The 23,526-nt window shown below is 32.3% G+C and carries 22 protein-coding genes and 1 tRNA gene; 15 read left to right on the top strand and 8 right to left on the bottom strand.

Annotated elements, in window-relative coordinates:
* Positions 1 to 55: 55 nt before the first annotated feature.
* Together N534_RS0106325 and uvrC are read right to left on the bottom strand one after the other, a co-directional pair.
* Positions 56 to 2,245, bottom strand: a complete 2,190-nt coding sequence (locus tag N534_RS0106325) for a patatin-like phospholipase family protein (protein WP_028891677.1) — start codon at positions 2,243 to 2,245, stop codon at positions 56 to 58.
* A complete protein-coding gene (gene uvrC, locus N534_RS0106320; RefSeq protein WP_028891676.1) occupies positions 2,242 to 4,038 on the bottom strand; it encodes an excinuclease ABC subunit UvrC in 1,797 nt (598 codons plus the stop codon). The genes N534_RS0106325 and uvrC overlap by 4 nt, the downstream gene beginning before the upstream one ends.
* 66 nt (positions 4,039 to 4,104) lie before the next feature.
* On the opposite strand from uvrC, the gene moaA reads away from it, so the two are divergent.
* Genes moaA through N534_RS0106290 form a run of 6 tightly spaced genes read left to right on the top strand, consistent with a single transcriptional unit; the run spans position 4,105 to position 8,571 of the window.
* On the top strand, positions 4,105 to 5,094 hold the full coding sequence (moaA, locus tag N534_RS0106315) for a GTP 3',8-cyclase MoaA (RefSeq protein ID WP_028891675.1): 990 nt from the start codon (positions 4,105 to 4,107) through the stop codon (positions 5,092 to 5,094).
* A 2-nt stretch (positions 5,095 to 5,096) separates the two neighbouring features.
* Complete coding sequence (locus tag N534_RS15300) at positions 5,097 to 5,270, top strand: hypothetical protein (RefSeq protein WP_156025562.1); 174 nt, start codon at positions 5,097 to 5,099, stop codon at positions 5,268 to 5,270.
* On the top strand, positions 5,261 to 6,457 hold the full coding sequence (locus tag N534_RS0106305) for a molybdopterin molybdotransferase MoeA (protein WP_231517307.1): 1,197 nt from the start codon (positions 5,261 to 5,263) through the stop codon (positions 6,455 to 6,457). Before N534_RS15300 ends, N534_RS0106305 begins: the two co-directional genes overlap by 10 nt.
* Positions 6,458 to 6,982 carry a hypothetical protein gene (locus tag N534_RS0106300; RefSeq protein WP_028891673.1) on the top strand — a complete coding sequence of 175 codons (525 nt, stop codon included), beginning with the start codon at positions 6,458 to 6,460 and terminating at the stop codon, positions 6,980 to 6,982.
* A 4-nt stretch (positions 6,983 to 6,986) separates the two neighbouring features.
* A complete protein-coding gene (moaC, locus tag N534_RS0106295; protein WP_028891672.1) occupies positions 6,987 to 7,460 on the top strand; it encodes a cyclic pyranopterin monophosphate synthase MoaC in 474 nt (157 codons plus the stop codon).
* Positions 7,453 to 8,571, top strand: a complete 1,119-nt coding sequence (locus N534_RS0106290) for an NTP transferase domain-containing protein (protein WP_028891671.1) — start codon at positions 7,453 to 7,455, stop codon at positions 8,569 to 8,571. The genes moaC and N534_RS0106290 overlap by 8 nt, the downstream gene beginning before the upstream one ends.
* Before the next feature lie 37 nt (positions 8,572 to 8,608).
* On the opposite strand, the gene N534_RS0106285 is transcribed toward N534_RS0106290, so the two are convergent.
* Positions 8,609 to 8,692, bottom strand: a tRNA-Leu gene (locus N534_RS0106285).
* A gap of 110 nt (positions 8,693 to 8,802) precedes the next feature.
* On the opposite strand from N534_RS0106285, the gene N534_RS0106280 reads away from it, so the two are divergent.
* From N534_RS0106280 to pth, 3 genes are all read left to right on the top strand, one after another.
* A complete protein-coding gene (locus N534_RS0106280; RefSeq protein ID WP_028891670.1) occupies positions 8,803 to 9,744 on the top strand; it encodes a ribose-phosphate pyrophosphokinase in 942 nt (313 codons plus the stop codon).
* 16 nt (positions 9,745 to 9,760) lie between these two features.
* On the top strand, positions 9,761 to 10,339 hold the full coding sequence (locus N534_RS0106275) for a 50S ribosomal protein L25/general stress protein Ctc (protein ID WP_028891669.1): 579 nt from the start codon (positions 9,761 to 9,763) through the stop codon (positions 10,337 to 10,339).
* A 138-nt stretch (positions 10,340 to 10,477) separates the two neighbouring features.
* A complete protein-coding gene (gene pth / locus N534_RS0106270; protein ID WP_028891668.1) occupies positions 10,478 to 11,044 on the top strand; it encodes an aminoacyl-tRNA hydrolase in 567 nt (188 codons plus the stop codon).
* A 45-nt stretch (positions 11,045 to 11,089) separates the two neighbouring features.
* Here the strand turns inward: pth and N534_RS0106265 are convergent, their stop codons facing one another.
* The 5 genes from N534_RS0106265 to mutS form a co-directional block, all read right to left on the bottom strand.
* Complete coding sequence (locus N534_RS0106265; RefSeq protein ID WP_028891667.1) at positions 11,090 to 11,539, bottom strand: 6-carboxytetrahydropterin synthase; 450 nt, start codon at positions 11,537 to 11,539, stop codon at positions 11,090 to 11,092.
* Between the two features lie 192 nt (positions 11,540 to 11,731).
* On the bottom strand, positions 11,732 to 11,917 hold the full coding sequence (locus N534_RS0106255; RefSeq protein ID WP_028891666.1) for a hypothetical protein: 186 nt from the start codon (positions 11,915 to 11,917) through the stop codon (positions 11,732 to 11,734).
* 3 nt (positions 11,918 to 11,920) lie between these two features.
* Complete coding sequence (locus tag N534_RS0106250; protein ID WP_028891665.1) at positions 11,921 to 12,688, bottom strand: enoyl-CoA hydratase/isomerase family protein; 768 nt, start codon at positions 12,686 to 12,688, stop codon at positions 11,921 to 11,923.
* Positions 12,689 to 12,711: 23 nt separating this feature from the next.
* Positions 12,712 to 14,046, bottom strand: a complete 1,335-nt coding sequence (locus N534_RS0106245) for an MATE family efflux transporter (RefSeq protein ID WP_028891664.1) — start codon at positions 14,044 to 14,046, stop codon at positions 12,712 to 12,714.
* Positions 14,047 to 14,051: 5 nt separating this feature from the next.
* Positions 14,052 to 16,661 (bottom strand): DNA mismatch repair protein MutS, encoded by a 2,610-nt coding sequence (gene mutS / locus N534_RS0106240; RefSeq protein ID WP_028891663.1) that lies wholly within the window; start codon positions 16,659 to 16,661, stop codon positions 14,052 to 14,054.
* 219 nt (positions 16,662 to 16,880) lie between these two features.
* Here mutS and N534_RS0106230 point away from each other — a divergent pair, with 219 nt between their 5' ends.
* From N534_RS0106230 to N534_RS0106205, 6 genes are all read left to right on the top strand, one after another.
* Entirely contained in the window at positions 16,881 to 17,411 is a 531-nt protein-coding gene (locus N534_RS0106230; protein ID WP_028891662.1) for an RNA methyltransferase, read from the top strand.
* Between the two features lie 271 nt (positions 17,412 to 17,682).
* The gene (locus tag N534_RS15295) at positions 17,683 to 17,835 is read left to right on the top strand and encodes a hypothetical protein (protein ID WP_156025560.1); all 153 of its coding nucleotides are present in this window, start codon (positions 17,683 to 17,685) and stop codon (positions 17,833 to 17,835) included.
* Between the two features lie 98 nt (positions 17,836 to 17,933).
* Positions 17,934 to 19,871, top strand: coding sequence for an ATP-binding protein (locus N534_RS0106220; protein WP_028891661.1), 1,938 nt, complete (start codon positions 17,934 to 17,936; stop codon positions 19,869 to 19,871).
* A complete protein-coding gene (locus N534_RS0106215; RefSeq protein ID WP_028891660.1) occupies positions 19,864 to 20,541 on the top strand; it encodes a response regulator transcription factor in 678 nt (225 codons plus the stop codon). Before N534_RS0106220 ends, N534_RS0106215 begins: the two co-directional genes overlap by 8 nt.
* A gap of 659 nt (positions 20,542 to 21,200) precedes the next feature.
* Positions 21,201 to 22,685 (top strand): glycerol kinase GlpK, encoded by a 1,485-nt coding sequence (gene glpK / locus N534_RS0106210; RefSeq protein ID WP_028891659.1) that lies wholly within the window; start codon positions 21,201 to 21,203, stop codon positions 22,683 to 22,685.
* A 10-nt stretch (positions 22,686 to 22,695) separates the two neighbouring features.
* Complete coding sequence (locus tag N534_RS0106205) at positions 22,696 to 23,238, top strand: pyridoxamine 5'-phosphate oxidase family protein (protein WP_028891658.1); 543 nt, start codon at positions 22,696 to 22,698, stop codon at positions 23,236 to 23,238.
* Positions 23,239 to 23,526: the final 288 nt, after the last annotated feature.

Raw genomic sequence — 23,526 nt, 5'->3', positions numbered from 1 at the left:
GCAATCTTATTATGAAATAAAAACCCGTATCAGACGATACGGGTTTTTTTTATGTTTAAAACCAAAACCCTAAATTAAATAACCAATAATGTTCAGAGTGATCTGGTGACCATGAATATTTTAATTCAACAGGTCCCATAAAAGTTTCCACGCTGTACCCTAATGCATAACCTGATTTTGTGTTCTTAAATAAATCTCCATTCTCAAAAACATTTTCTTCTACACGAGCATAATTTGCAATAAACATTGCATAATGATTTTTTAAAACCTCATATCGCAGATTGAATTCTGATCTTAAGTAAGACTGGTTGTTTAAACCTCCTGTATCATACCCATACATTGGAATAAAGTTATTAATATAATTTTGATTGTATCCTCCTAAATGATAGTCAAAAATTTCAAATGACTTTTTTCCTAAAGTATATCCTGCTTGTGACGTATATTGAAAGGTTAACTTGTCGTAAAAAGTAGTAGCAAACCCCAAGGTTCCTCCTAATTGCGAAAATTGATGAAATGGTTCGCTATTTGGCAATAATCCATCTAATCTACTATTTCTATCAGACCACAAAAACCATTTAAAACCTATATTAGCATAAAACCCCTTTGTTGGAAACATTTCTTTATTATAGGTATCTAATTTTAAGTATGAATAAGCATTTATATAATTACTTCGATCAAAAAAGTCTTCTTTTCCATCAGATGATATATTCATAGTACTTGCGTCTATGTTTTTATGCTCTGTTCCTATACCAATCGCAAATTTTTTATCAAAGGTTGTTTGAAAATACAATGAAGTTGAAAAGTCTGAATACTTTCCGTTTATAAGTCCTGTGTCATATATAAAATCACTATTGAAAGAGTTATACCTTGTACTAAAACCATAACTTGTTAAAAACCCGTTATCTACAAAATACTCTAGATTGTATCTAATTTTATCACCAATACCAACATCAACAGAGAGCTCATCATTTTGAAAAAGTAGTTTTTTATGATTGTAGTTTAACAGAACTGCCGACTTGTACAATAAATCATAATGTAAGCCAAGTCGTAAATATGACTGAATTTTTTCTTCTTTTACCGTTAACTCTAGTTTTTTTCCTTGAAAAGACTTATCGAAATGATAATCAATTCTGGTAAAGTTTTTGGTAGCGGTTAACGTGTTAATTTTCTTAGATATTTCTTTGTAAGAAACACTATCTCCCTCACGCAACTGTAACTTTCCTAAAATATAGTTATTCGTGTAATTCTTATTTCCTTTAATAATGATTCTATCTACTATAAACTTTTTTTCCTTTAGCTCAACTTTAGGCAATTTTCTCTTTTGAGACTGCATTTTTGCGATGCTATCAAAAACAACTCTATACTGCTTAGCTGCTTTTGTTCCTTCTTCTAAAATTTCTTTCTTTTCATCAAAAGATATCACGCTATAATCTATAACGTTTGGTCGTATATAAACATTTAGTAACTCAACTTGTTCATCAGATTTCTTATACATTTGAAAATTGATAATCTGTAATAATAAAGATGCTACAGAAACCAGCTCATCTCTTTTTAATAATTCTCCTTGAACACTAACCCCTATTATGATATCAACTCCCTTTTTTTTCATAACGTCAACAGGAAAGTTATTTACAACTCCACCATCTACCAATAATTTTCCTTCTATATCTACAGGGTTTAACAAAGATGGAAAAGCCGCACTTGCTCTAAGTGCTAACGGTAACGAACCAGTTTCTAAAACTTCCTCTTCACCTGTTTCTATATTAGTACCTATACAATAAAAAGGTATTGGTAATTTAGAAAAATCACTAACCTCATCAACTGGCGCAAGTAATTCAGTTAAAAAATTTAATACATTTTGACCTTTAGATAAACCTAAAGGCAACCCTAAATTTCCTTTCTTGATAGGAAGTGATACAGCATATTTTTCACCATGGAGTTTGCTAAAAAAAGGTTTTTCTTTTCTTGGAACTTTATCTTGTAGTAAATTCATAAAGTCTGTTTCAAAAACAGCTTCTTCTATCTGATCTGCTGTATAACCAGCTGCGTAAAGCCCTCCTACAATTGCCCCCATACTTGTACCTCCAATATAATCTACCTGAACACCTGCTTTTTCAAGCTCTTTTAGTATTCCAATATGAGCAATCCCTTTTGCTCCACCTCCACTAAGCACCAGACCTATCTTAGGTTGTTCTTGTGCCAACAACAATGCAGGAAACAATAATAAAATTAACAACTTTTTCATTCTTCTTTTTTTTGATAATATTGATATATTTTTTGAGCTCTTGAGTTTCCAACAACTTCTTTCAATTCTTCTAAACTAGCAGTTTTAACACGTTTTGCTGATTTAAATTTACGCAATAAATTGGTGATTGTTTGCTTACCAATGTCAGGAATTTGCTCCAGTTCTGATTGTATGGCGCTTTTACTTCGTTTGTTTCTGTGAAAAGTAATTCCGAAACGGTGTGCTTCATTACGTAAATACTGAATTATTTTTAGTGTTTCTGATTTTTTATCTAAATACAACGGAACAGAATCTCCAGGATAATAAATTTCCTCCAAGCGTTTTGCAATACCTATAATCGCTATTTTTCCTCTTAAACCTAATGCGTCTAAACTTTTTAATGCCGAAGATAACTGTCCTTTTCCTCCATCAATAACAATTAATTGAGGTAACGGTTGTTCTTCTTCTAACAATCGCTTATATCTTCGATATACTACTTCTTCCATCGAAGCAAAATCATCTGGTCCTTCAACAGTTTTGATGTTAAAATGTCGGTAATCTTTTTTACTTGGTTTTCCATCTTTAAAAACCACACAAGCAGCAACTGGATTTGTTCCTTGAATATTTGAGTTATCGAAACATTCAATATGACGGGGTTCTTTTCCTAATCGTAAATCCTTTTGCATTTGTGCCATAATTCTTTTTACATGACGATCAGGGTCTACAATTTTTATTTGCTTAAACTGCTCTTGACGATAAAACTTCGCATTGCGTTCCGACAATTCAACAATACGTTTTTTATCTCCTAACTTAGGAACGGTAACCTTAATATCCTTACCTACATTCACCTTGAAAGGCACAAATATTTCTCTTGATAATGAATTAAAGCGTTGACGAGTTTCAATAATAAATAACTCTAAAAGTTCTTTATCAGTTTCTTCTAGTTTTTTCTTAATTTCTGTGGTATACGACTGTACAATTGAACCATTCATCACCTTAAAAAAGTTAGCATAACCATGCGATTCATCTGAAATGATAGAAAATACATCTACATTATTAATAGACGGATTCACAATCGTTGATTTTGCTTGATAATTCTGTAAAGACGCCAATTTTTCTTTAATTTTTTGTGCTTCTTCAAACCTCATATTAGCAGCAAAATCAAGCATTAACTTTTCAAATTGTTGTAAACTCTCTTTAAAGTTACCTTTTATGATATTTCGAATTGCTCTTATATCTTCCAAATAATCCTCTTCAGATTGATACCCTTCACAAGGACCTTTACAATTTCCTAAATGGTATTCTAAACAAACTTTGTATTTATCTGCATCAATCTTTTCTTGGCTTAAATCGTAATTACAAGTTCGTAACGGATACAATTCTTTAATCAAATCTAACAAAGCATGTACCGTTCGCATGTTAGTATATGGTCCAAAATATTCCGATCCGTCTTTAATTACTCTTCGAGTAGAGAAAATACGTGGAAATCGCTCCTTTTTAATACAAATCCACGGATATGATTTATCGTCCTTTAACAGTACATTATATCTTGGTTTATATTTTTTAATCAGGTTATTTTCAAGCAATAACGCATCTGTTTCCGTATCAACCACCACATGCTCAATACGAACAATTTTTTTTACCAAAACTCGAGTTTTTCCATTCTCATGATTCTTGGTGAAATACGACGAAACACGTTTTTTTAAGTTTTTAGCTTTTCCTACATAAATAATCACATCTTCTTTATCAAAATATTGATAAACTCCAGGTGAATTAGGCAGTGTTTGTATTTGAAGTTCTAGCGGTGTTGGCATACAACGAAAATACGATTTTTTAACCTTTTAAAATGGTATAAACACTAGTTTTAGTACCTTTACGATATGGGTAAACTTATTGATAGTTTTGGCAGGCAAATTAGTTATGTTCGGTTAGCGGTAACCGACCGTTGTAACCTGCGTTGTCAATATTGCATGCCTGCTCAAGGTATTGATATTGTACCGCGTAAAGAGTTACTTACCTACAAAGAAATGTACCGTATAACTCGCGTACTTACCGAACTAGGAGTAAACAAAGTTCGTTTAACAGGTGGTGAACCTTTTGCTCGTAAAGATTTTATATCATTTTTAGAAATGTTATCCTATAACGATTTACTAGATGCCATCAATATAACCACCAATGGAGCACTTGTTTCTAAACACATTAAAGATTTAGAAAGACTTGAAAAAATAAAAACTATCAATTTAAGTATTGACAGTTTACACGCCGATAAGTTTGCCAAAATTACACGTCGTGATGTTTTTTCTGAAGTATATAAAACATTTGAATTACTAGAAAAAAGCCGACTCAATTTAAAACTAAATGTGGTAGTACAGTCTGGTTTTAACACCGATGAAATAGTTGATTTTGTAGCGTTAACTAAAGAGAAAAATATTGCCGTTCGATTTATTGAAGAAATGCCTTTTAATGGAAAAGGGCAACGAAACACCCAAGAGGTGTGGAATTACAACAAGATTTTAAACGAAATACAATCAAATTATAACATTACGCAACTCATCTCAGAAAAGTCTTCTACTTCACGAAACTTTTCGGTTGAAGGTCATATTGGAACCGTAGGAATCATTCCTGCTTTTACTCGTACCATATGTAACGATTGTAACCGAATTAGAGTTACCTCAACAGGAACTTTTAAAAACTGTTTATTTGATGACGGCGTTTTTAACCTACGTGACTTTATTAGAAACGGTGCCAGTAATGAAGATTTAAAAGCCTTGTTTTTATCACTCATAAAAGAAAAACCTGAAAATGGTTTTATTGCAGAGGCAAATAGAAAAGGGAATGTAAGCGAAAGTATGAGTACAATAGGTGGATAATTATGGTTTATAGTTTACTTTCTATTATAGCTGGAATTGTTATTTTATATTTTGTTTTTAAACTTCATAAGAAAGATAATAATTTATGGGACATTTCAACTTCATTTGGTGGTTTGATTGGTGGAGTTACACTTACAATTGTTGGTTTAATAACTTTATTTAAAGGATGGGGGTGATAACAGTACAAGAAGCAAAACATATAATTTTAGAAAACACACAAGATTTCGGAATTGAAGAAATTCCGTTTTTAGAAGCTGCTGGAAGAGTATTGAAAGAAGATATCGTTGCCGACAGAGATTTTCCTCCTTTCAACAGAGTAGCTATGGATGGTATTGCCATCAATCATCGTTTTTTTGAATATGGTGTTCGTGATTTTAAGATTGAAGGAATTCAGCCTGCGGGAGCACCTCAACAAACTATGGAAAATGCAGCACACTGCTATGAAGTAATGACGGGTGCTGTGTTACCTAATAACTGCGATACAGTAATTCGCTATGAAGATGTGAGTGTAAACACTTTAATGGCAACTGTGAATATTGATGACATTACTGAAAATCAAAACATACACGCACAAGGTTCAGACAAAAAGAAAGACACCATTCTTATAAAAAAGAATACCATTATTTCTGCTGCTGAAATTGGGGTCTTAGCCACTGTAGGTAAAGCTACAGTTAAAGTAGCAAAACAACCTAAAGTGTTGATTGTTTCTACAGGTGATGAATTGGTTGATGTGAATGAAAATCCGTTAGACCACCAAATTCGTAGAAGTAATGTATACACGTTAGTTTCCTTATTGAACAATTTAAAAATTCCAGCAGAAACTGCTCATATTACCGATGAAAAATCAGTTTTAAAAGAGAAAATTGAATCGTATTTAAAAGAATACGACGTGCTTTTATTTAGCGGTGCTGTAAGTAAAGGAAAGTTTGATTTTTTACCTGAAGTTTTAGATGGGTTAGGAGTCAAGAAATTATTTCATAAAGTTTTACAAAGACCTGGAAAACCTTTTTGGGCTGGCACCACAGACAACTGTAATGTGTTCGCGTTTCCAGGGAATCCAGTTTCCACGTTCGTGAATTGTTTGGTATATTTTTATCCTTGGTATTATAAATCTGTAGGAGTACAACAAGAAACACAAACAGCTATTTTAGCTAAAGACATTACTTTTAAACCTAACTTAAGTTGTTTTATGCAAATAAAGTTAACTTCAGAAAACGGACAAGTATACGCAACACCAATACAAGGAAATGGATCGGGCGATTTGGCTAGTTTGGTAGAAGCCGATGGTTTTATTGAACTTCCAAAAACAGAAGAAGTAACATTTAAAAAAGGAAGTGTTTTTCCATTAATTAGATATAGATAAATGAAAAAGGTTATTACAATAGTTCTGTTTATTACCTCTTTTTTAGCTTGTAATAATAAATATGAAATTGAGAAAGAAGCGGAAAAGTGTTTTTTTAGTTCCTTTGGAGATAAAGAAATAAGGGTAAAAAGCTATATTAATGAATATGAATCAATTTTGATTGAAGAAAACATTTTAAAAAACTCATCAAAAGAAGCTTATTATACACTTTTCAAAGAAGTTACACTAAAAAATTTCCAAAAACCTATCCACAATTACTCTCTTTTTGATAGTATAAATAAAATAACAGCTAAAGACTTTGTTGAGGTAAATTTAGGTTGTAACGAAAAAATAGAAGGTTTAAAAGGATATAATAATTCCGTAAGTTTTAAAATTAGAGAATATTTAAAAAGCGTCCAGTCGAAAAAAAATAATCAAAAAGAAATAATAGAAGGGTTATTAGAAATTTATCCAAGTGATTATTTTGAATTGACACTACACAAATTACAAATACTACTCTTAATTGATAGACTTTCAAAAAATTAATAAAATGATTTTTACACATTTAAACGAGCAAAACCAACCTAAAATGGTCAATGTTTCTGATAAAAAAATCACGAAACGTATAGCCATTGCTAAAGCTACTATGTTTTTAGGTTCAGAAATTATAAGTCATTTTACCAATGATGAACTCATTACTAAAAAAGGGCCTGTTTTTCAAACCGCTATCATAGCTGGAATTCAAGCTGTAAAAAAAACTTCTGATATCATCCCAATGTGCCATCCTTTGTTAATCAATGGAGTGGATATTGACATCAATATTGTAGATGATGAGCATGTGGAGGTTTTTTGCAAAGTGACCATTGAAGGAAAAACAGGAGTAGAAATGGAAGCTCTTACAGGAGCTTCAGCAACTTGTTTAACCATTTACGATATGTGCAAAGCTATCAGTCAAAAAATGGTAATTAAAGAAGTGAAGTTAGTAGAAAAAACAGGTGGAAAATCAGATATTAAAAATGGGTAAGAAACATACTAAACATACAAGTCTAGAAAAAAAGTATAACGATAATTTTGCACCTAACGAAGTTGCTATTTTAGGAACTAAGTGTGGGGTTATCGCTGATTTAGTTCATAACGTTTCAAAAAGATTATCAAACTATAACTTAGGATATTTTGATGCATCACATGCTAAAGATATTGAGCAAAACACCCTAACTGAATACACCTTTCATCATGAAGGAAATTTACAACTAAACACAACTTCTTCTGTAAACAAATATGAACAACGTTTACAGTTTTACAATCATGACTTTGTGTTCATTAATGGAAATCATTACCAAGGAGCAAAACAAATTTTAATTTTAGATAATGAAAAAGAAGCTTCTGTAAAAAAGAGGCTAGACCAACTCACCAGTATTCAATTTGTAATTAAATTGAATGAAAACTCAACCTATTTTGATTGCTTGCTAGAACGTTTTCCGAACATCAAAAACATCACCTCTTATACAATTAACGAGATTGATAAAATCTCTAACCATATTCATAACCTTATTAAAGAAAACATTGCTCCTGTAAAAGGATTGGTGTTAACTGGTGGAAAAAGCACTCGAATGGGGCGTGATAAATCGGAGTTAGTATATTATAAAAAGCCTCAAAAAGAACATATGAAAGAGTTACTAGAAAACAACAATTTAGAAACTTTTTACTCTATAAGAGAGAAAGCTACTTCACTTGAAATGACTAATGAAATTCCTGATACCTTTTTAAATTTAGGACCCTTTGGAGGTATTTGTGCTGCTTTTCAAAAAGACCCAAATTCTGCATGGTTTGTTATGGCAACAGATGTTCCTTTTGTTAATAATGAACTTATTCAATTACTATTACAAAAAAGAAATCCTGCTAAAGTAGCCACTACGGTTAAAGGAAAAGGAAAAGAGTTTCCTGAACCTTTAATTACTATTTATGAGCCAAAAGCTTATGGGAAATTACTAGCCTATTTGGCACAAGGATATTCTTGTCCGAGAAAAATGTTAATTAATTCTGATGTTGAAATTGTTGAAGTTGATGATAATTTGATTAGAAACATTAATACTCCTGAAGAATTTAAAGAAACACAAAAAGAGATAAACTTATAATAAAAAAGCACTTAAATCTAAGATTAAGTGCTTTTTGTACCAAAGGTGGGACTCGAACCCACACGCCCTTGCGAGCATCGGATTTTGAATCCGACGTGTCTACCAATTCCACCACTTTGGCTTTTAGTGAGTGCAAATCTATAAAATATTTCGTTTAAAATATCTTTTAAACTCTTAAAATAGTTTTATTTTTGCCCCAACAACAACACTAACTAAAATATCCTTTTCTAAATGGCTACAAATCAATTAAGCCCTAAAATATTTGCTTGTTCACAAAGTATTGAATTAGCAGAAGAAATCGCTAATGCTTACGGAGTTGAACTTGGAAATGTTACTACCACCCACTTTAGCGATGGTGAATTTCAACCTGCTTTCGAAGAATCAATCAGAGGAAGAAGAGTTTTCATTGTAGGATCAACTTTTCCTTCAACCGATAATTTAATGGAAATGTTACTAATGTGTGATGCTGCTAAACGTGCATCTGCAAGACACATTACTGCTGTAATGCCCTACTTCGGTTGGGCTCGTCAAGATAGAAAAGACAAACCACGTGTAGCTATTGGGGCTAAATTAGTCGCTAAGTTATTAGAAACTGCTGGGGCAACTAGAATTATGACAATGGATTTACACGCAGACCAAATTCAAGGGTTCTTCGAAAAACCAGTAGATCACTTATTTGCTTCTACCATCTTTTTACCTTACGTAAAAAGTTTAGGCTTAGATAACTTAACGATTGCATCACCAGACATGGGAGGTTCAAAAAGAGCTTATGCCTACTCTAAATACCTAGAAAGTGATGTAGTTATATGCTATAAACAACGTCAAAAAGCCAATGTAATTTCTCACATGGAATTAATTGGTGAAGTAGAAGGTAAAAATGTTATTCTTGTAGATGATATGATTGATACTGGCGGAACACTTACCAAAGCAGCTGATTTAATGATGGAACGTGGTGCTAAAAGTGTCCGTGCTATTTGTACACATCCTATTCTTTCAGGAAATGCGTATGAAAGAATTCAAAACTCGCAATTAACAGAGTTAATCGTTTCAGATACAATTCCTTTAAAAAAGAACATTTCTAAAATAAAAGTTGTATCTTGCGCCGCTTTATTCGCTGATGTGATGCATAAAGTTCAAGACAATACATCTATCAGTGATCAATTTTTAATGTAAATAAATAAACAAAGTAATGAAATCAATTACAATCAAAGGATCTCAAAGAGAAAGCGTAGGTAAAAAAGCAACAAAAGCCTTACGTAATGCTGGGAAGGTTCCTTGCGTATTATACGGAGGAGACAAGCCTGTTCACTTTTCAGCAGATGAAAAAGCGTTCAAATCGTTAATTTATACTCCAGAAGTATTTACTGCTACGATTGAATTAGATGGTGCTACTTATAACGCTGTATTACAAGATATACAGTTTCACCCAGTAAGTGATGAAATTTTACACATCGACTTCTATCAATTATTTGATGATAAAGCTGTAACTATGGAAATTCCTGTACGTTTAATAGGAAAATCTAAAGGTGTTATGGTAGGGGGTGCATTACGTCACAACTTACGTAAATTAAAAGTAAAAGCGTTACCAGCTAACTTACCAGATTTTATCGAAGCTGATATTACTGAATTAGAAATTGGTAATAAGTTATATGTAACTAAGTTACAAAACGATAACTTCACAATTTTACACCCAGACAACACAGTAGTTGCTCAAGTTCGTATGTCTCGTAACGCGGCAAAAGCAGCAGCTGAAGCTGAAAAGAAATAAGACTTACCTCGTTAAGTTTACAAAAAGCGTTACCAAGTGTAGCGCTTTTTTTATTTTTGACGTATGATTTTTAATACTCTTTGGAAAAGATTATTTGGTTTTTCTAAAACACATTTAACAGCTACAGAAGACGATATAATGAAGAAATTTTTAATAGTAGGATTAGGTAATATTGGAGAAAAATATGACAATACACGTCATAATATTGGCTTTAAAATAGTAGATGCTTTCGTAAAAGAATTCGACGGATCTTTTGAAACCGAAAAGCTAGGTGATATTGCTAAACTAAAAATTAAAGGAAAAACAGTAATTGTTTTAAAACCGAACACTTATATGAATTTAAGTGGAAAAGCGGTTAAGTACTGGATGCAAAAGGAAAACATTCAAGTAGAAAACTTACTAATTATTACCGATGATTTAAATATCGACTTTGGAAAGATTCGTATAAAAAGGAAAGGTAGTTCTGGTGGACATAACGGATTAAAAGATATCCAAGACAAGTTTAACACTGGTTCTTATCCACGTTTCCGTTTCGGAGTTGGTGCTGACTACTCTAAAGGGCGACAAGTTGATTATGTATTAGGAGAATGGTCTGCTGAAGAAGAAAGCGCCATGATTGAACGTATTCCAACTTCTGTTAATGCTATCACCTCATTTATTAATGCAGGGTTGGCCAACACTATGAATGAATTTAATGGGAAGTAAATCATTGAAGAATAATAGTTCTTCAATGATAACTACTTACTTTAATTAATTATCGCTTGCATACCACTCCGCAAAACTAGTTTCAGTTTCCTGTAACTTAATTGCGTGTAGTTTGATATTTTCTGGTAAGCGCGATTGGATTTTTTCAGCAAAATCTATCACCATCATTTCACTTGTTGGCTGATAATTTACTAAAATCACATGATGTCCTCTATCTTTTAACTCTTTGGCTAATTCAATATGAGGTGTGTTTTTATTGAATACTGTTGCATGGTCAAACACATCAACAATCTCTTCTTTTACGATTTTTTTTAGGTCTCCAAAATCGATAACCATACCGTATTTAACATTCGATGTATCAGTAATTGGTTCTCCAATTACCGTAACCGAAAGCTTATAGCTATGTCCGTGAACATTTTTACATTTTCCGTCATAACCATATAAAGCATGTCCAGTTTCAAAATTAAACTGCTTTGTAATTCTAATCTTGTTCATAAGTTTTCTACCTTAAAAGAAGTTATAAAAGATTACTTATCATTAGTTGTCTTAAACAACAATTGAAAGATTCGTAAAACATTATTTTCTTTTAAATTTCTTGTTTGCTCTGAATTTGTTAAAGAAATACACTATTGCTACACCTGCTGCTAAAATGGCAAATAAATAATCTCCACCCATACTATTTTGTTTTTATTCGCCGAAAGTACGAATTTGTTTTACAACTTTTGTTAATATCCACACAAAACCTACCGAAGCCACTACTCCAATCAACAGTGTTAATATCGGATTCTGTGCTACCCATTTTCCTACTTCATAACCAATTTCATATCCTGCATTGTAAGCTGCAGAACCTTTTTCTTCTTGTATTAAAAACATAGCTTATTTTTTAAATTTTTCTAATGCCTTTTTGGTAAACTCAGACAAAACTAACTTACCTGATGTCTCAGCTCTTTCTATTAACAGCTCTTCCCAATGCTCAGTCCCTTTCCACAAAGCTTTTTTCATTTCTGATAATGCTTCTGAATTGTATGATGCTAATTTTTCTGATAAAATCTCAACTTCTTTATCTAATTCATTTTGCGTTTCAAAAACACGGGCGTACAAGCCTTTTTCTTTTGCCCAGTATGCATTTTTCCAGCTGGTAGCATCTAAAGTTAATTCTGCTAATCCACTAACGCTTATTTTACGTTCTACGGCTGGCGCAATCACAAACGGACCAATACCTATTGTAAACTCAGAAAGTTTGATAGAAGCGTGCTCTGTAGCTAATACATAATCACAAGCGGCTGCTAAACCAACTCCGCCTCCAACTGTTTTCCCTTGAACTCTACCAATAATTAGTTTCGAACATCTGCGCATAGCGTTGATTACATTCGCAAACCCAGAGAAAAAAGCTTTTCCTTCTTCTAAGTTATCAATCGATACCAATTCGTCAAAAGATGCACCAGCACAAAAAGCTCGTTCCCCTTCTGATTTTAATACAATTACCGAAACCTCATCATTAGTTGAAAGTTTATCAAATTCGTTTGCTAAACGTTCTAACAATACACTTGGAAAAGAGTTACTTGCTGGGTGTCCAAATTCTACCGTTGCAATCTTGTTTTCTATATGGGTGTATAAACTTCCGTTTTCTCTAGTTGTAGTCATTTGTTTTTCTTGTTTCTTCAAAATTACATTTTTTGAGCTAGGGGTAAAAACTTTCTTCTAAACTTAACAATTAGTGGAGTTCCTCTCGCAATCATCCACAAGAAAAAAGCTATCCAAATAGCATAGAGTTTATACCCAAGAGAGTCAAAATATAACAATGTAGGAACAAACACTAATCCTGTTGCTAATAACAAAACATTTCGTAGAAATTTCATTTCTCCCATTCCTTTGAACATTCCGTCATAAATAAAAGCGATAGAACATATAGGCTGCATGATTAAAATAATCCAAAAGGTATTGTAAAACTGCTCTAAAACCTCTGGTTCTTTAGTGAATACTTTTCCTATAAATTGATATAAAACAAACCCCACAATGGCTAATAATAATCCAAAGAGGAATCCATAAGTAATTAATCTATTTCCTAAAGTTACCAATGTTTTATAAGCTTTAGCACCCAATAATTTACCTGATAAAATATTTCCTGCAGAAGAATATCCATCAATCATAAAAGCCCCCATAAGCCATATATTGAATCCGATGGTATAAGCTGCAATGTAAGCATCTCCATAGTCAGTAGCATAAGAAGTTCCAAAGTACAATGCAACATTTAGTGCTATCGTTCTTACGAAAAGATTCAACACCATTACTATGAATTTTGGAATTTCAGTATTAAATGGCAAGCTGAATTTTAACGAAATATCCGTCTTTTTTAATAATAATACTGCAGAAATTATTGCCATTGTAATTTGTGCAATAACACTGGCATACGCTGCTCCTTGAATATACATTGCAGGAATATAGCCTTCTATTCCATAGACCAACACAACATCTAACACAATATTGATAACCGTACCTATTAAAGCAATCACCATTGGATAATAGGTGTTTTGCAAACCTCTAAATGTACCAAAGATTGCAATGGTAAAAAGGGTAAACGGAAATCCGAATACACGAATTTTATAATACTCAACAGAATAGTCTAAAATGGTTCCAGAAGCATTGTATAATTCAAAAATTTCTTTGGCAAATGGATAACTCAATCCTAAAATAATAGCACTTACCCCCAATACAATAACAATAGCTTGAGCTGGTAGGTTTTTAATTTCTTCTAGCTTGTTTGCCCCTAAATATTGTGAAACAATTGATGAAATTCCGCTACGTGTTTGTCCAAACACCCAAATAAGCATTGATAAAAAAGCACCTACAATTCCTATAGCTGCAATACTTTCGGTAGCATTGTGTTCAATATTACCTACAATAGCTAAATCGGTCGTAGAAAGTAAAGGTTCAGCAACTCCTGCTACCAATGCAGGAAATGCTAATTTATTAATGTGTTTAAAGCTGATATCTTGTTGCAATACGCTTATTTTTTTGTCAACATTCGTTTAATCTCATTCAGCTTCATTAAAGCCTCAATAGGTGTGAGTGTATCGATATTCGTAGTTAAAATTTCTTCTCGAATATCTTCTAACAACGGGTCGTCTAACTGAAAAAAGCTCATTTGCATATCTTCATGCTGTGCTTCTTTCAAGGTTTCTTTAACCTCTTTGTGTGAATGTGAGTCTTCTAACTCTTTTAGAATTTTGTTTGCTCTATGAATTACCATGCTTGGCATTCCTGCTAATTTTGCTACATGGATACCAAAACTATGATCACTTCCTCCTTTTACCAACTTACGCAAGAAAATAATACTATTATCTAACTCTTTTACCGATACATTAAAGTTCTTAATACGCTCAAACGTCGAAGTCATTTCATTCAGCTCGTGATAGTGTGTTGCAAATAACGTTTTTGCTTTCGAAGGATGTTCGTGTAAATACTCCGAAATCGCCCAAGCAATAGAAATCCCGTCATAGGTAGACGTTCCTCTTCCAATTTCATCTAACAACACCAAACTACGATCAGAAATGTTATTCAAAATAGAAGCTGTTTCATTCATTTCTACCATAAATGTAGATTCTCCCATCGAAATATTATCACTAGCTCCTACTCTGGTAAAAATCTTATCCACCATACCTATTCGAGCATTTTGTGCAGGTACATAACTTCCCATTTGTGCTAATAACACAATCAAGGCTGTTTGACGTAAAATTGCCGATTTACCTGACATGTTAGGACCTGTAATCATAATAATTTGTTGCTGATTACGGTTCAAGACAACATCATTGGCTATGTATTCTTCACCAATTGGTAATTGTTTTTCAATAACTGGGTGACGACCATTTTTGATTTCAATATCGGTGCTGTCATCCATTAACGGACGCACATAATTATTCTCGGTAGCTAAGGTTGCGAACGATTGTAGTGCATCAATCTTAGCCACATTTTGTGCATTTTGTTGTACAGGTTGTACAAAACCAATAATATACTGTACTAACTTGGCAAAAATCTCTGTTTCTAACTGCTGAATCTTCTCTTCTGCTCCTAAAATTTTAGCTTCGTATTCTTTTAACTCTTCAGTGATGTAGCGTTCAGCATTCACTAAGGTTTGCTTACGAATCCACTCTTCTGGAACTTTATCTTTATGCGTATTTCTAACTTCAATATAATATCCGAAAACATTATTAAAAGCAATTTTTAAACTCGGAATTCCAGTACGTTCTGTTTCGCGAGCTAGCATCGTATCTAAATACTCTTTTCCAGAGTTTGAAATGTTACGTAATTCATCCAGTTCTTCTGAAACTCCACTAGCAATCGCATTTCCTTTATTAATATTTACAGGAGCTTCTTCTAAAACTGTCTCAGTAATTTTATCAATCAGCGTTTTGCAATCGTGCAGTTGTTTTCCTATTTCTTGAACTGCTTTGTTCTTACTTTTTTCTGCGGAATCTTTTATTGGAAGAATAGCTTTTAACGAGTTTTTCAACAAAATTACTTCTCGTGGAGAAACCTTACCCGTAGCAACTTTTGATATCAATCGTTCGATATCAGAAATTTGTTTTAATTGGTAGGTTACAGTTTCAGAAAAAGTATCGTCATCAATTAAAAACTTTACTAATTCATGTCGCTGTTGAATTTGAGCTAAATCTTTTAATGGAAGCGCTAACCAACGTTTTAATAAACGCCCTCCCATTGGAGAAATGGTTTTGTCAATCACATTTAACAACGAAACAGAGTTTACCGAATTACCACCATATAATTCTAAGTTTTTCACGGTAAAACGATCCATCCACACATAATTATCTTCCGCAATTCTACTGATAGATTGTATATGTTCTATTTTGTTATGTTGGGTTTCCGACAAATAATACATCGCGGCTCCACCTGCTACAATTCCATATTCTAATTCGTGAACTCCAAACCCTTTTAAATTTTTTACTTTAAAATGATTTCGAAGTAATTCATCTCCATAATCTTTCTGAAACACCCAATCATCTAAATAAAAAGTGTGAAAACGATTATTAAATGCTTCTAAAAAGCGTTGCTTGTGTTTCTTTTCAACCAAAACTTCACTAGGTGTAAAGTTTTGTAAGAGTTTATCTATATATTCTTCATTTCCTTGCGCTATGAGAAATTCCCCAGTTGACACATCTAAAAAAGAAACTCCCAATAATTTTTTACCAAAATGAACAGCTGCTAAAAAATTATTCGATTTCGATTGTAATACCTCATCGTTTAGAGCAACCCCTGGAGTAACCAACTCCGTAACTCCACGTTTCACAATCGTTTTGGTCATTTTGGGGTCTTCTAACTGATCACAAATCGCCACTCGTAACCCAGATTTTACTAACTTAGGTAAGTAGGTATTTAATGAATGATGTGGAAAACCTGCCAAGGCTGTTTCACTTTCACTTCCACTTCCTCTTTTGGTTAAAATAATCCCCAAAACTTCTGATGCTTTTACCGCATCTTCTCCAAAGGTTTCATAAAAATCTCCTACTCTAAAGAGCAACATCGCATCAGGATATTTTGCTTTAATTCCGTTGTATTGTTGCATTAATGGAGTTACCTTTTTTACCTTTGTTTTTGCCAAGTTTATGGATTTTTTGGGTTAGTTTTGCGAAGATAGAAAAAAGTCTTTAGCTTTTAGACTTTAGCTTTTAACAACAAGTCAAAAGTTAAATATAAAAAGCGTCATTACGAGGAGCAATAGCAACGAAGTAATCTGTTCCGTTTTGAACTCTAATAAATAAAAAAGATTGCTTCATTTCTCTCCGCTTCATTCGCAATGACATTTTAAATGGTAAAACTCATGAGAAAATTAAAAAACAGCGAACTAGGTAGAAAAACCGTTGAGGAATTTAAACAAACTGAAAAGACACCCATTATTGTGGTATTAGACAATATTCGTAGTTTGAATAATGTAGGTTCGGTATTTAGAACTTCGGATGCTTTTTTAATTGAAAAAGTTTATTTGTGCGGTATTACGGCAACCCCTCCTAATAAAGAAATTCATAAAACCGCTTTAGGGTCTACAGAATCTGTAGATTGGGAATATGTAGAAAATACTATGGAATTGGTTGAAAAACTAAAAGCTGACAATGTAAAAGTACTCTCAATTGAACAAGCTGAGAACAGTACGATGTTAGATATGTTTACTCCAAAACCTAATCAAAAATACGCGGTGGTTTTTGGTAATGAGGTGAAAGGAGTACAACAAGAAGTAGTTTCTGCTTCTGACATCTGTATTGAAATTCCGCAGTTAGGCACCAAACACTCCTTAAATATTTCGGTAAGCTGTGGTGTGGTATTATGGGATTTGTTTACGAAGATGAAACACTAACGTCATAACGAGGAGTGGTAACGACGTGGATATCTCTCACTCCTATCAAAAAGATTACTTCATTTCGCTTCGCTACATTCGCAATGACGGTAACAATACACTTTTACTAGTAACGATCTAATTTGTTTATTAAAAATATCATCCTTACTACAAGTTTATAATACAGGTAAAAAGTAATGTTAATTATTTGCCCTTTTGCTAAAAACCTACTATTTTAGACGTTTGGTTATCCCCCGTCCCCAAAAATTGTTTCATTAAAAAACTATATAATATGGAAAACAAAAACTTACAAGAAATGGCTATGAATTTAAGCCCAGATACGGTTGATAACCCTACAACGGGTGGTGGTAATGACACTGGTGGTGGTAGTACTACTGGCGGAGGAACTACCGGTGGACAGGGAGGTGATGGTAAACACCTATAACTTATTGTCTTAGAAATAAAAAAACAATTAGTATATATTAATTATCATTTAAAATTTAAACCATTACTTTTGAAAAGTAATGGTTTTTTAACTTTATAATGAATAAATTATTTTTCTTTTTTTTCCTCTATTCTTCTTTTCTTCTTGCTCAAAAAAAGGAACAAGATTCTGTATCTTTTTATTTAAAAAAAGCAGATGATGTATATGGAAGTGATAAAATTCCTTTTCTTAAAAAAGCTGTCGATTTAGCTCAAAAAACCAAAATAGATTCTTTAATAAAAGAAACAAACATAAAACTAGGAGTACAAGGTTTTTATAACAACTCTATTCAAGACATTCTATACGCTAATAATAATATTTACAATTTATACCTAAAAAACAAAGACTCTTCAATACTCGCTAAAAATCTTCATTTTAAAGCATTAGAACAAAGAGTTTTACTAAATATTGATAGTGCTTATTTTTATTATCATCAATCAAAAGATATTTCTAAAAAACTTCAAGATTCTTTAGCAATAGGAAGACGTTTGTTGAGCATAGGACTCATACAAAAAAATGTTAAAGATTATTTAGGAGCTGAAATTAGTTTAATAGAAGCTTTAAAATATCTTGAACCTATAAATTCTTCTATCTTTTTGGAAAGAACTTATAATGTATTAGGTCAGGTGTCTGAAGAACTTGATTTACAAAAAGATGCTTTAAACTATTATAACATTGCTCTTTCTTACAATAAAAGTAATAAAAACGATATTGGCTATTTATACATAACAAATAATATTGGTCGTTTATATCAAAATAAAAGGAAGCATCAAAAAGCTATTTCGTATTTTAAAAAAGGGTTGGCATTTGATAATATAAAAAACAAGTATCCTTCTCAATATGCTTTATTATTAGAAAACTTAGCATTTAGCAATTATTCTCTTGAAAAAGAAGAAAACGTACTACAACAATACAATGAAGTACTCTTTTTTAGAAAAAATTTGAATGAATTTGCTAACTTGGCTGTTACACATATAAATATCTCAAATTACTACAAAGACCATAATCAAACTAAAAAAGCAATAGTTCATTCTAATGAAGCTTTAAAATATGCCAAACAAACTCATAACAATAAAAAATGGTTAGAGGCTTTGGAAAATCTTTCCTGGCTTACTGAAGGAGAACAGTCAAAACAATATTTACGAGAATACATTAGCTTAAATGATAGTTTATTTCAAAACGAACGTAGGTTAAAAAACCAATTTGCTAAAATTAGGTACGAAACCGATAAAAAAGAAAAAGAAAATGTTGTTTTAAAAACAGAAAACCAACAAAAACAAGCTGAAATCACCTACCAAAAACAACAAAAAACCATTGGTTGGTTAGCTGCTGTGAGTGGGCTTTTATTCTCTGGTTTTAGTGTATTATTTTACTTTCAACGTAAACGAAAAATACTGTATCAAGCCCAGTTACAAAAAGTAGAAGCAAGAGAGCAAGAACGTCAACAAATTGCTAAATCTTTGCACGACGAAGTGGCTGGTGATTTACGTTTATTACACAGAAAACTAGAAAAGTCGAATTTAGTAGAGGAAGCTATAAAGCTAAACGCTGTAAAAGAAAATGTACGAAACTTATCACATCAATTAAGTAGTGTAAGTTTTGACAAAGTATCTTTTAAAGATCAAATTATTAACTTAGTAAGCGATTATTTTGAATTAGATTTTAAAATAAAAGTCTACGGTATTCGAGATTATGATTGGACTAGCATTGACAATTCTATAAAACGATTACTGTATTTAAGTACTCGTGAAAGTATACAAAACTGTAAAAAATATGCTAAGGCAAGCACTATAATTATTGATTTTTCGGTACACAAAAAATATGTACATTTGAATATTACTGATAATGGTATTGGTTTTAATACCAAAATTAGTAAAAAAGGTATCGGTTTACAAAACCTACAAGAACGCGTTGAAGAGTTAGACGGAACGCTAACCATAACAAGTGAAATAGGTAAAGGAACCCAAACCCATATTCAAATACCCTTAAATGTCTGAACTAACAAAAATCCTCTTAGTTGATGATCATCAATTAATAATTGAAGGTATTCTTTCGTGTTTAAAGAATATAGATGGTCTAGAAATTGAAACAGCTAACTCTTGTGATGAGGCTTTTTCAAAGATAAAATCGAACTTACAAATAAACCCTTTTCAACTTGTTTTCACCGATTTAAGTTTTGATAATCAAAGCCAAAATAATAATTTAGATAGTGGTGAAGCCTTAATAAAGGCAATTCAAGATGAAGAAATTCCTATTAAGGTTGGTGTAATAACAGGTCACTCTGAAACAAACAGAGTTTTTAATGTAATTCACAATTTGAATCCTTCAGCTTATATTTTAAAAGGAAATTGTAGCACTGATGAACTAAATTTTGCTATTCAAAAAATGTTAAAAGATGAAGTGTACTATACGCATGAAATACACCAAAAACTTTTAAAAAGAGCCTTAGTTGAAATTCAAATGGACGATGTTGCCATACAAATTTTAAAAGAACTTCCTAGGCATGCTAAAATTTCTAACTTAGAAGGGCTCATAAAAAAGAACGATGGTTCTTTACTTAAAGTTAGATCTATAGAAAGCAAACTATCAAAGTTAAGGACTGATTTACAAGCAAATAACAATACCGATTTAGTTCTTAAAGCCAAAGAACTTGGTATTGTAGATTAAACTTTGCGGAAAAACGCATTTCGTTTTACGGTTTTCCTCTTTTATTCCATAAAAGGAACCTATACTTTCGCAGGAGAATTCAGATCTTGTTGGGAGAATTTTGAAAAAGAGAAAAACGTAAAAGAGCTTTTAGTATCCCCTAGAGGCTTTTTTTATTTTAACAATCTAGTTTGCAGAAATCTGCATTTTTTTCTGCGGAAATACCTTTTTTTAAAACAAAGCTCCTTTTTAAATTTGCGACATCTTCTTTTCAAAATTAATTGGAAAAAAGACATTTAAGGGGAAAACTAACCTTCTAGAAAATCTAGAAGGTTTTTTTATGTCTTTTCGGAATATTACATTTCTTCTTGCGGAAATACCTTTTTCTAACACAGTTTACCCATATACATTTGTAGTGTTCATTATTTAATGACAATTAATTAAAGGGGAATTAATTAAATTTTAAAAAATGGGGAAACTATTACTACGTAAAACAAGCAAAGGGTTAACTACTATTCTTTCTGTATTAACCAAATTCGGTGAAGGGGCTGGATATGCTTTAAGACACTAAAAGTTTACTAACCAAACTAACATGTGTAAAACCTTCTAGAAAATCTAGAAGGTTTTTTTGTTACTATGGGTAAAATTGTAAATTAGGCGTTTAATCATTTTACGTTTAAATGACTCATAAATACATTATTGCTTTAGATCAAGGAACCACAAGTTGTCGTACCGTAATTATTAATAATGAAGAAAAAATAGTTGCCAAAGTTCAACAAGAATTTCAACAAATTTTTCCACAATCAGGTTGGGTAGAACACGACGCTAACGAAATCTTACAAACACAGCTTCTCACCTTACAAGAAGCTATTAAACAAGCTAATATTTCACCTTCTGAAGTTGCTGGGATCGGAATTACAAACCAAAGAGAAACTACCGTTGTTTGGAATAAAAACACAGGAAAACCCATTTATAACGCCATTGTTTGGCAAGATAAACGTACTGCCGATGTTTGCGAACAATTAAAAGAAACGGGACTCGAAAACTATGTTAGAAAGACAACTGGATTAGTGATTGACAGTTATTTTTCTGCCACTAAAATTAACTGGATTTTAAATCATGTTGAAGGCGCTCAAGAAGAAGCAGAAAAAGGAAACTTACTCTTCGGAACTATTGATACGTGGTTATTGTGGAATTTAACCAATGGCAAAGTACACGCTACTGATTACAGCAATGCTTCACGTACTATGTTATACGACATTAAAAATCTGTGTTGGGATAAAACACTTGTAAACGAGTTAAACATTCCTTTTTCAATGTTACCTGAGGTAAAACCTTCTTCTTATAACTATGGTAATTATGAAATAGATGGTGTTCAAATTCCGATAGCGGGTATTGCTGGCGATCAACAATCTGCGTTATTTGGGCAAGCTTGTTTTAATAAAGGAGAAGCTAAAAACACCTACGGAACAGGTTGTTTTATGCTAATGAACACTGGTGAAAGTCTAGAATATTCTGAAAATGGTTTAATTTCTACCATTGCTTGGGGAATTGACAATAAAGTGTATTACGCACTTGAAGGAAGTGTATTTGTAGCTGGTTCGGCTATTCAATGGTTACGTGATGGTTTGCAAATAATAAACAGTGCGGAAGAAAGCGAGCTTTTTGCTAAAGAAGTTACTGATGAAAATCCTGTATATGTAGTTCCTGCTTTTGCTGGTTTGGGTGCTCCATACTGGGATATGTATGCTAGAGGAGCTGTTTTTGGATTAACTCGTGATACTGGAAAAAACCATTTAATTAAAGCCACACTACAATCTTTAGCCTATCAAACCAAAGATATTTTAGATGTAATGCAAAAAGACAGCTTATTACAACTTTCATCTTTAAAAGTTGATGGCGGTGCCTGCGCTAATAATTTATTAATGCAGTTTCAGGCAGATATTTTAAATGTAGCTGTAGAGCGTCCTGAAGAAATTGAAACAACAGTGATGGGAGCTGCTTATTTAGCTGGTATTTGTGTTGGTTTATGGAAACAAGAAGATATTGTAAACAGAAGAAAAATAGATCAAAAATTTGTACCTTCATTCACTAAAGAAAAAAGAGAAAGATTGTACAAAAAATGGCAAAAAGCTGTTGAACGCACCAAAGATTGGGTTGAATAAAAAAATAATCATGGCTAAATTTTACGATAAAATAACTACCAGAATCCAACAATTTATAGAAGCTCAAAAACTATTTTTTGTTGCCACAGCTCCTAAAAATGGAAGAATTAATCTTTCTCCTAAAGGAATGGATACTTTTAGAGTTATTGATCAAAACACTGTTGCTTGGTTAAGTGTTACCGGTAGTGGAAATGAAACCTCAGCCCATTTATTAGATACTAACCGAATAACAATTATGTTTTGTGCTTTTGAAGGTGTTCCTAACATCCTAAGGCTATACGGAAAAGCAAAAGAGATTCTTCCAAATAATGATGAATGGAATGATTATTCCTCACTATTTCCTTCTCTTCCTGGTACTCGTCAAATATTTATTGTTTCTGTTGAAAGTGTACAAACCTCTTGCGGAATGTCACTTCCGTTTTATGAATACCAAGGAGAACGAAACCAATTAAACGATTGGGCTTCTGAAAAAGGTAAAGAAGGGATTGAACAATATTGGAACGATAAAAATCAAACTAGCATTGATGGGTTAGATACACTACTTAAAAAATAACTTAACATTTGGCATCTAAAAGCTATGATAAATATGAAAAAGTTATTTAGTGTAAAACGCATTACCTTCTTCTTAATACTCTCTTGTCTACTTATAGCATTTGTACCTTTTATACATTTCTTAGATTACAACGCAAAAGACGATCGTTTTGGTTTGTGGCCTTTAATTGCTATAACGATTATTTTAATCGGTTTATTCATTTTACTTATCGATTATATTCTATTTAAAATTGTTAAGGATAAAGTCTTACTAAATCTCATTGAAGTAATATTATTACTTGTAATACTC

The sequence above is a fragment of the Tenacibaculum sp. 47A_GOM-205m genome (assembly GCF_000518405.1).
GTDB lineage: Bacteria > Bacteroidota > Bacteroidia > Flavobacteriales > Flavobacteriaceae > Polaribacter > Polaribacter lutimaris.
Note: the sequence above shows the minus strand (reverse complement) of the source record. Positions and strands in the feature narration are given on the sequence as shown.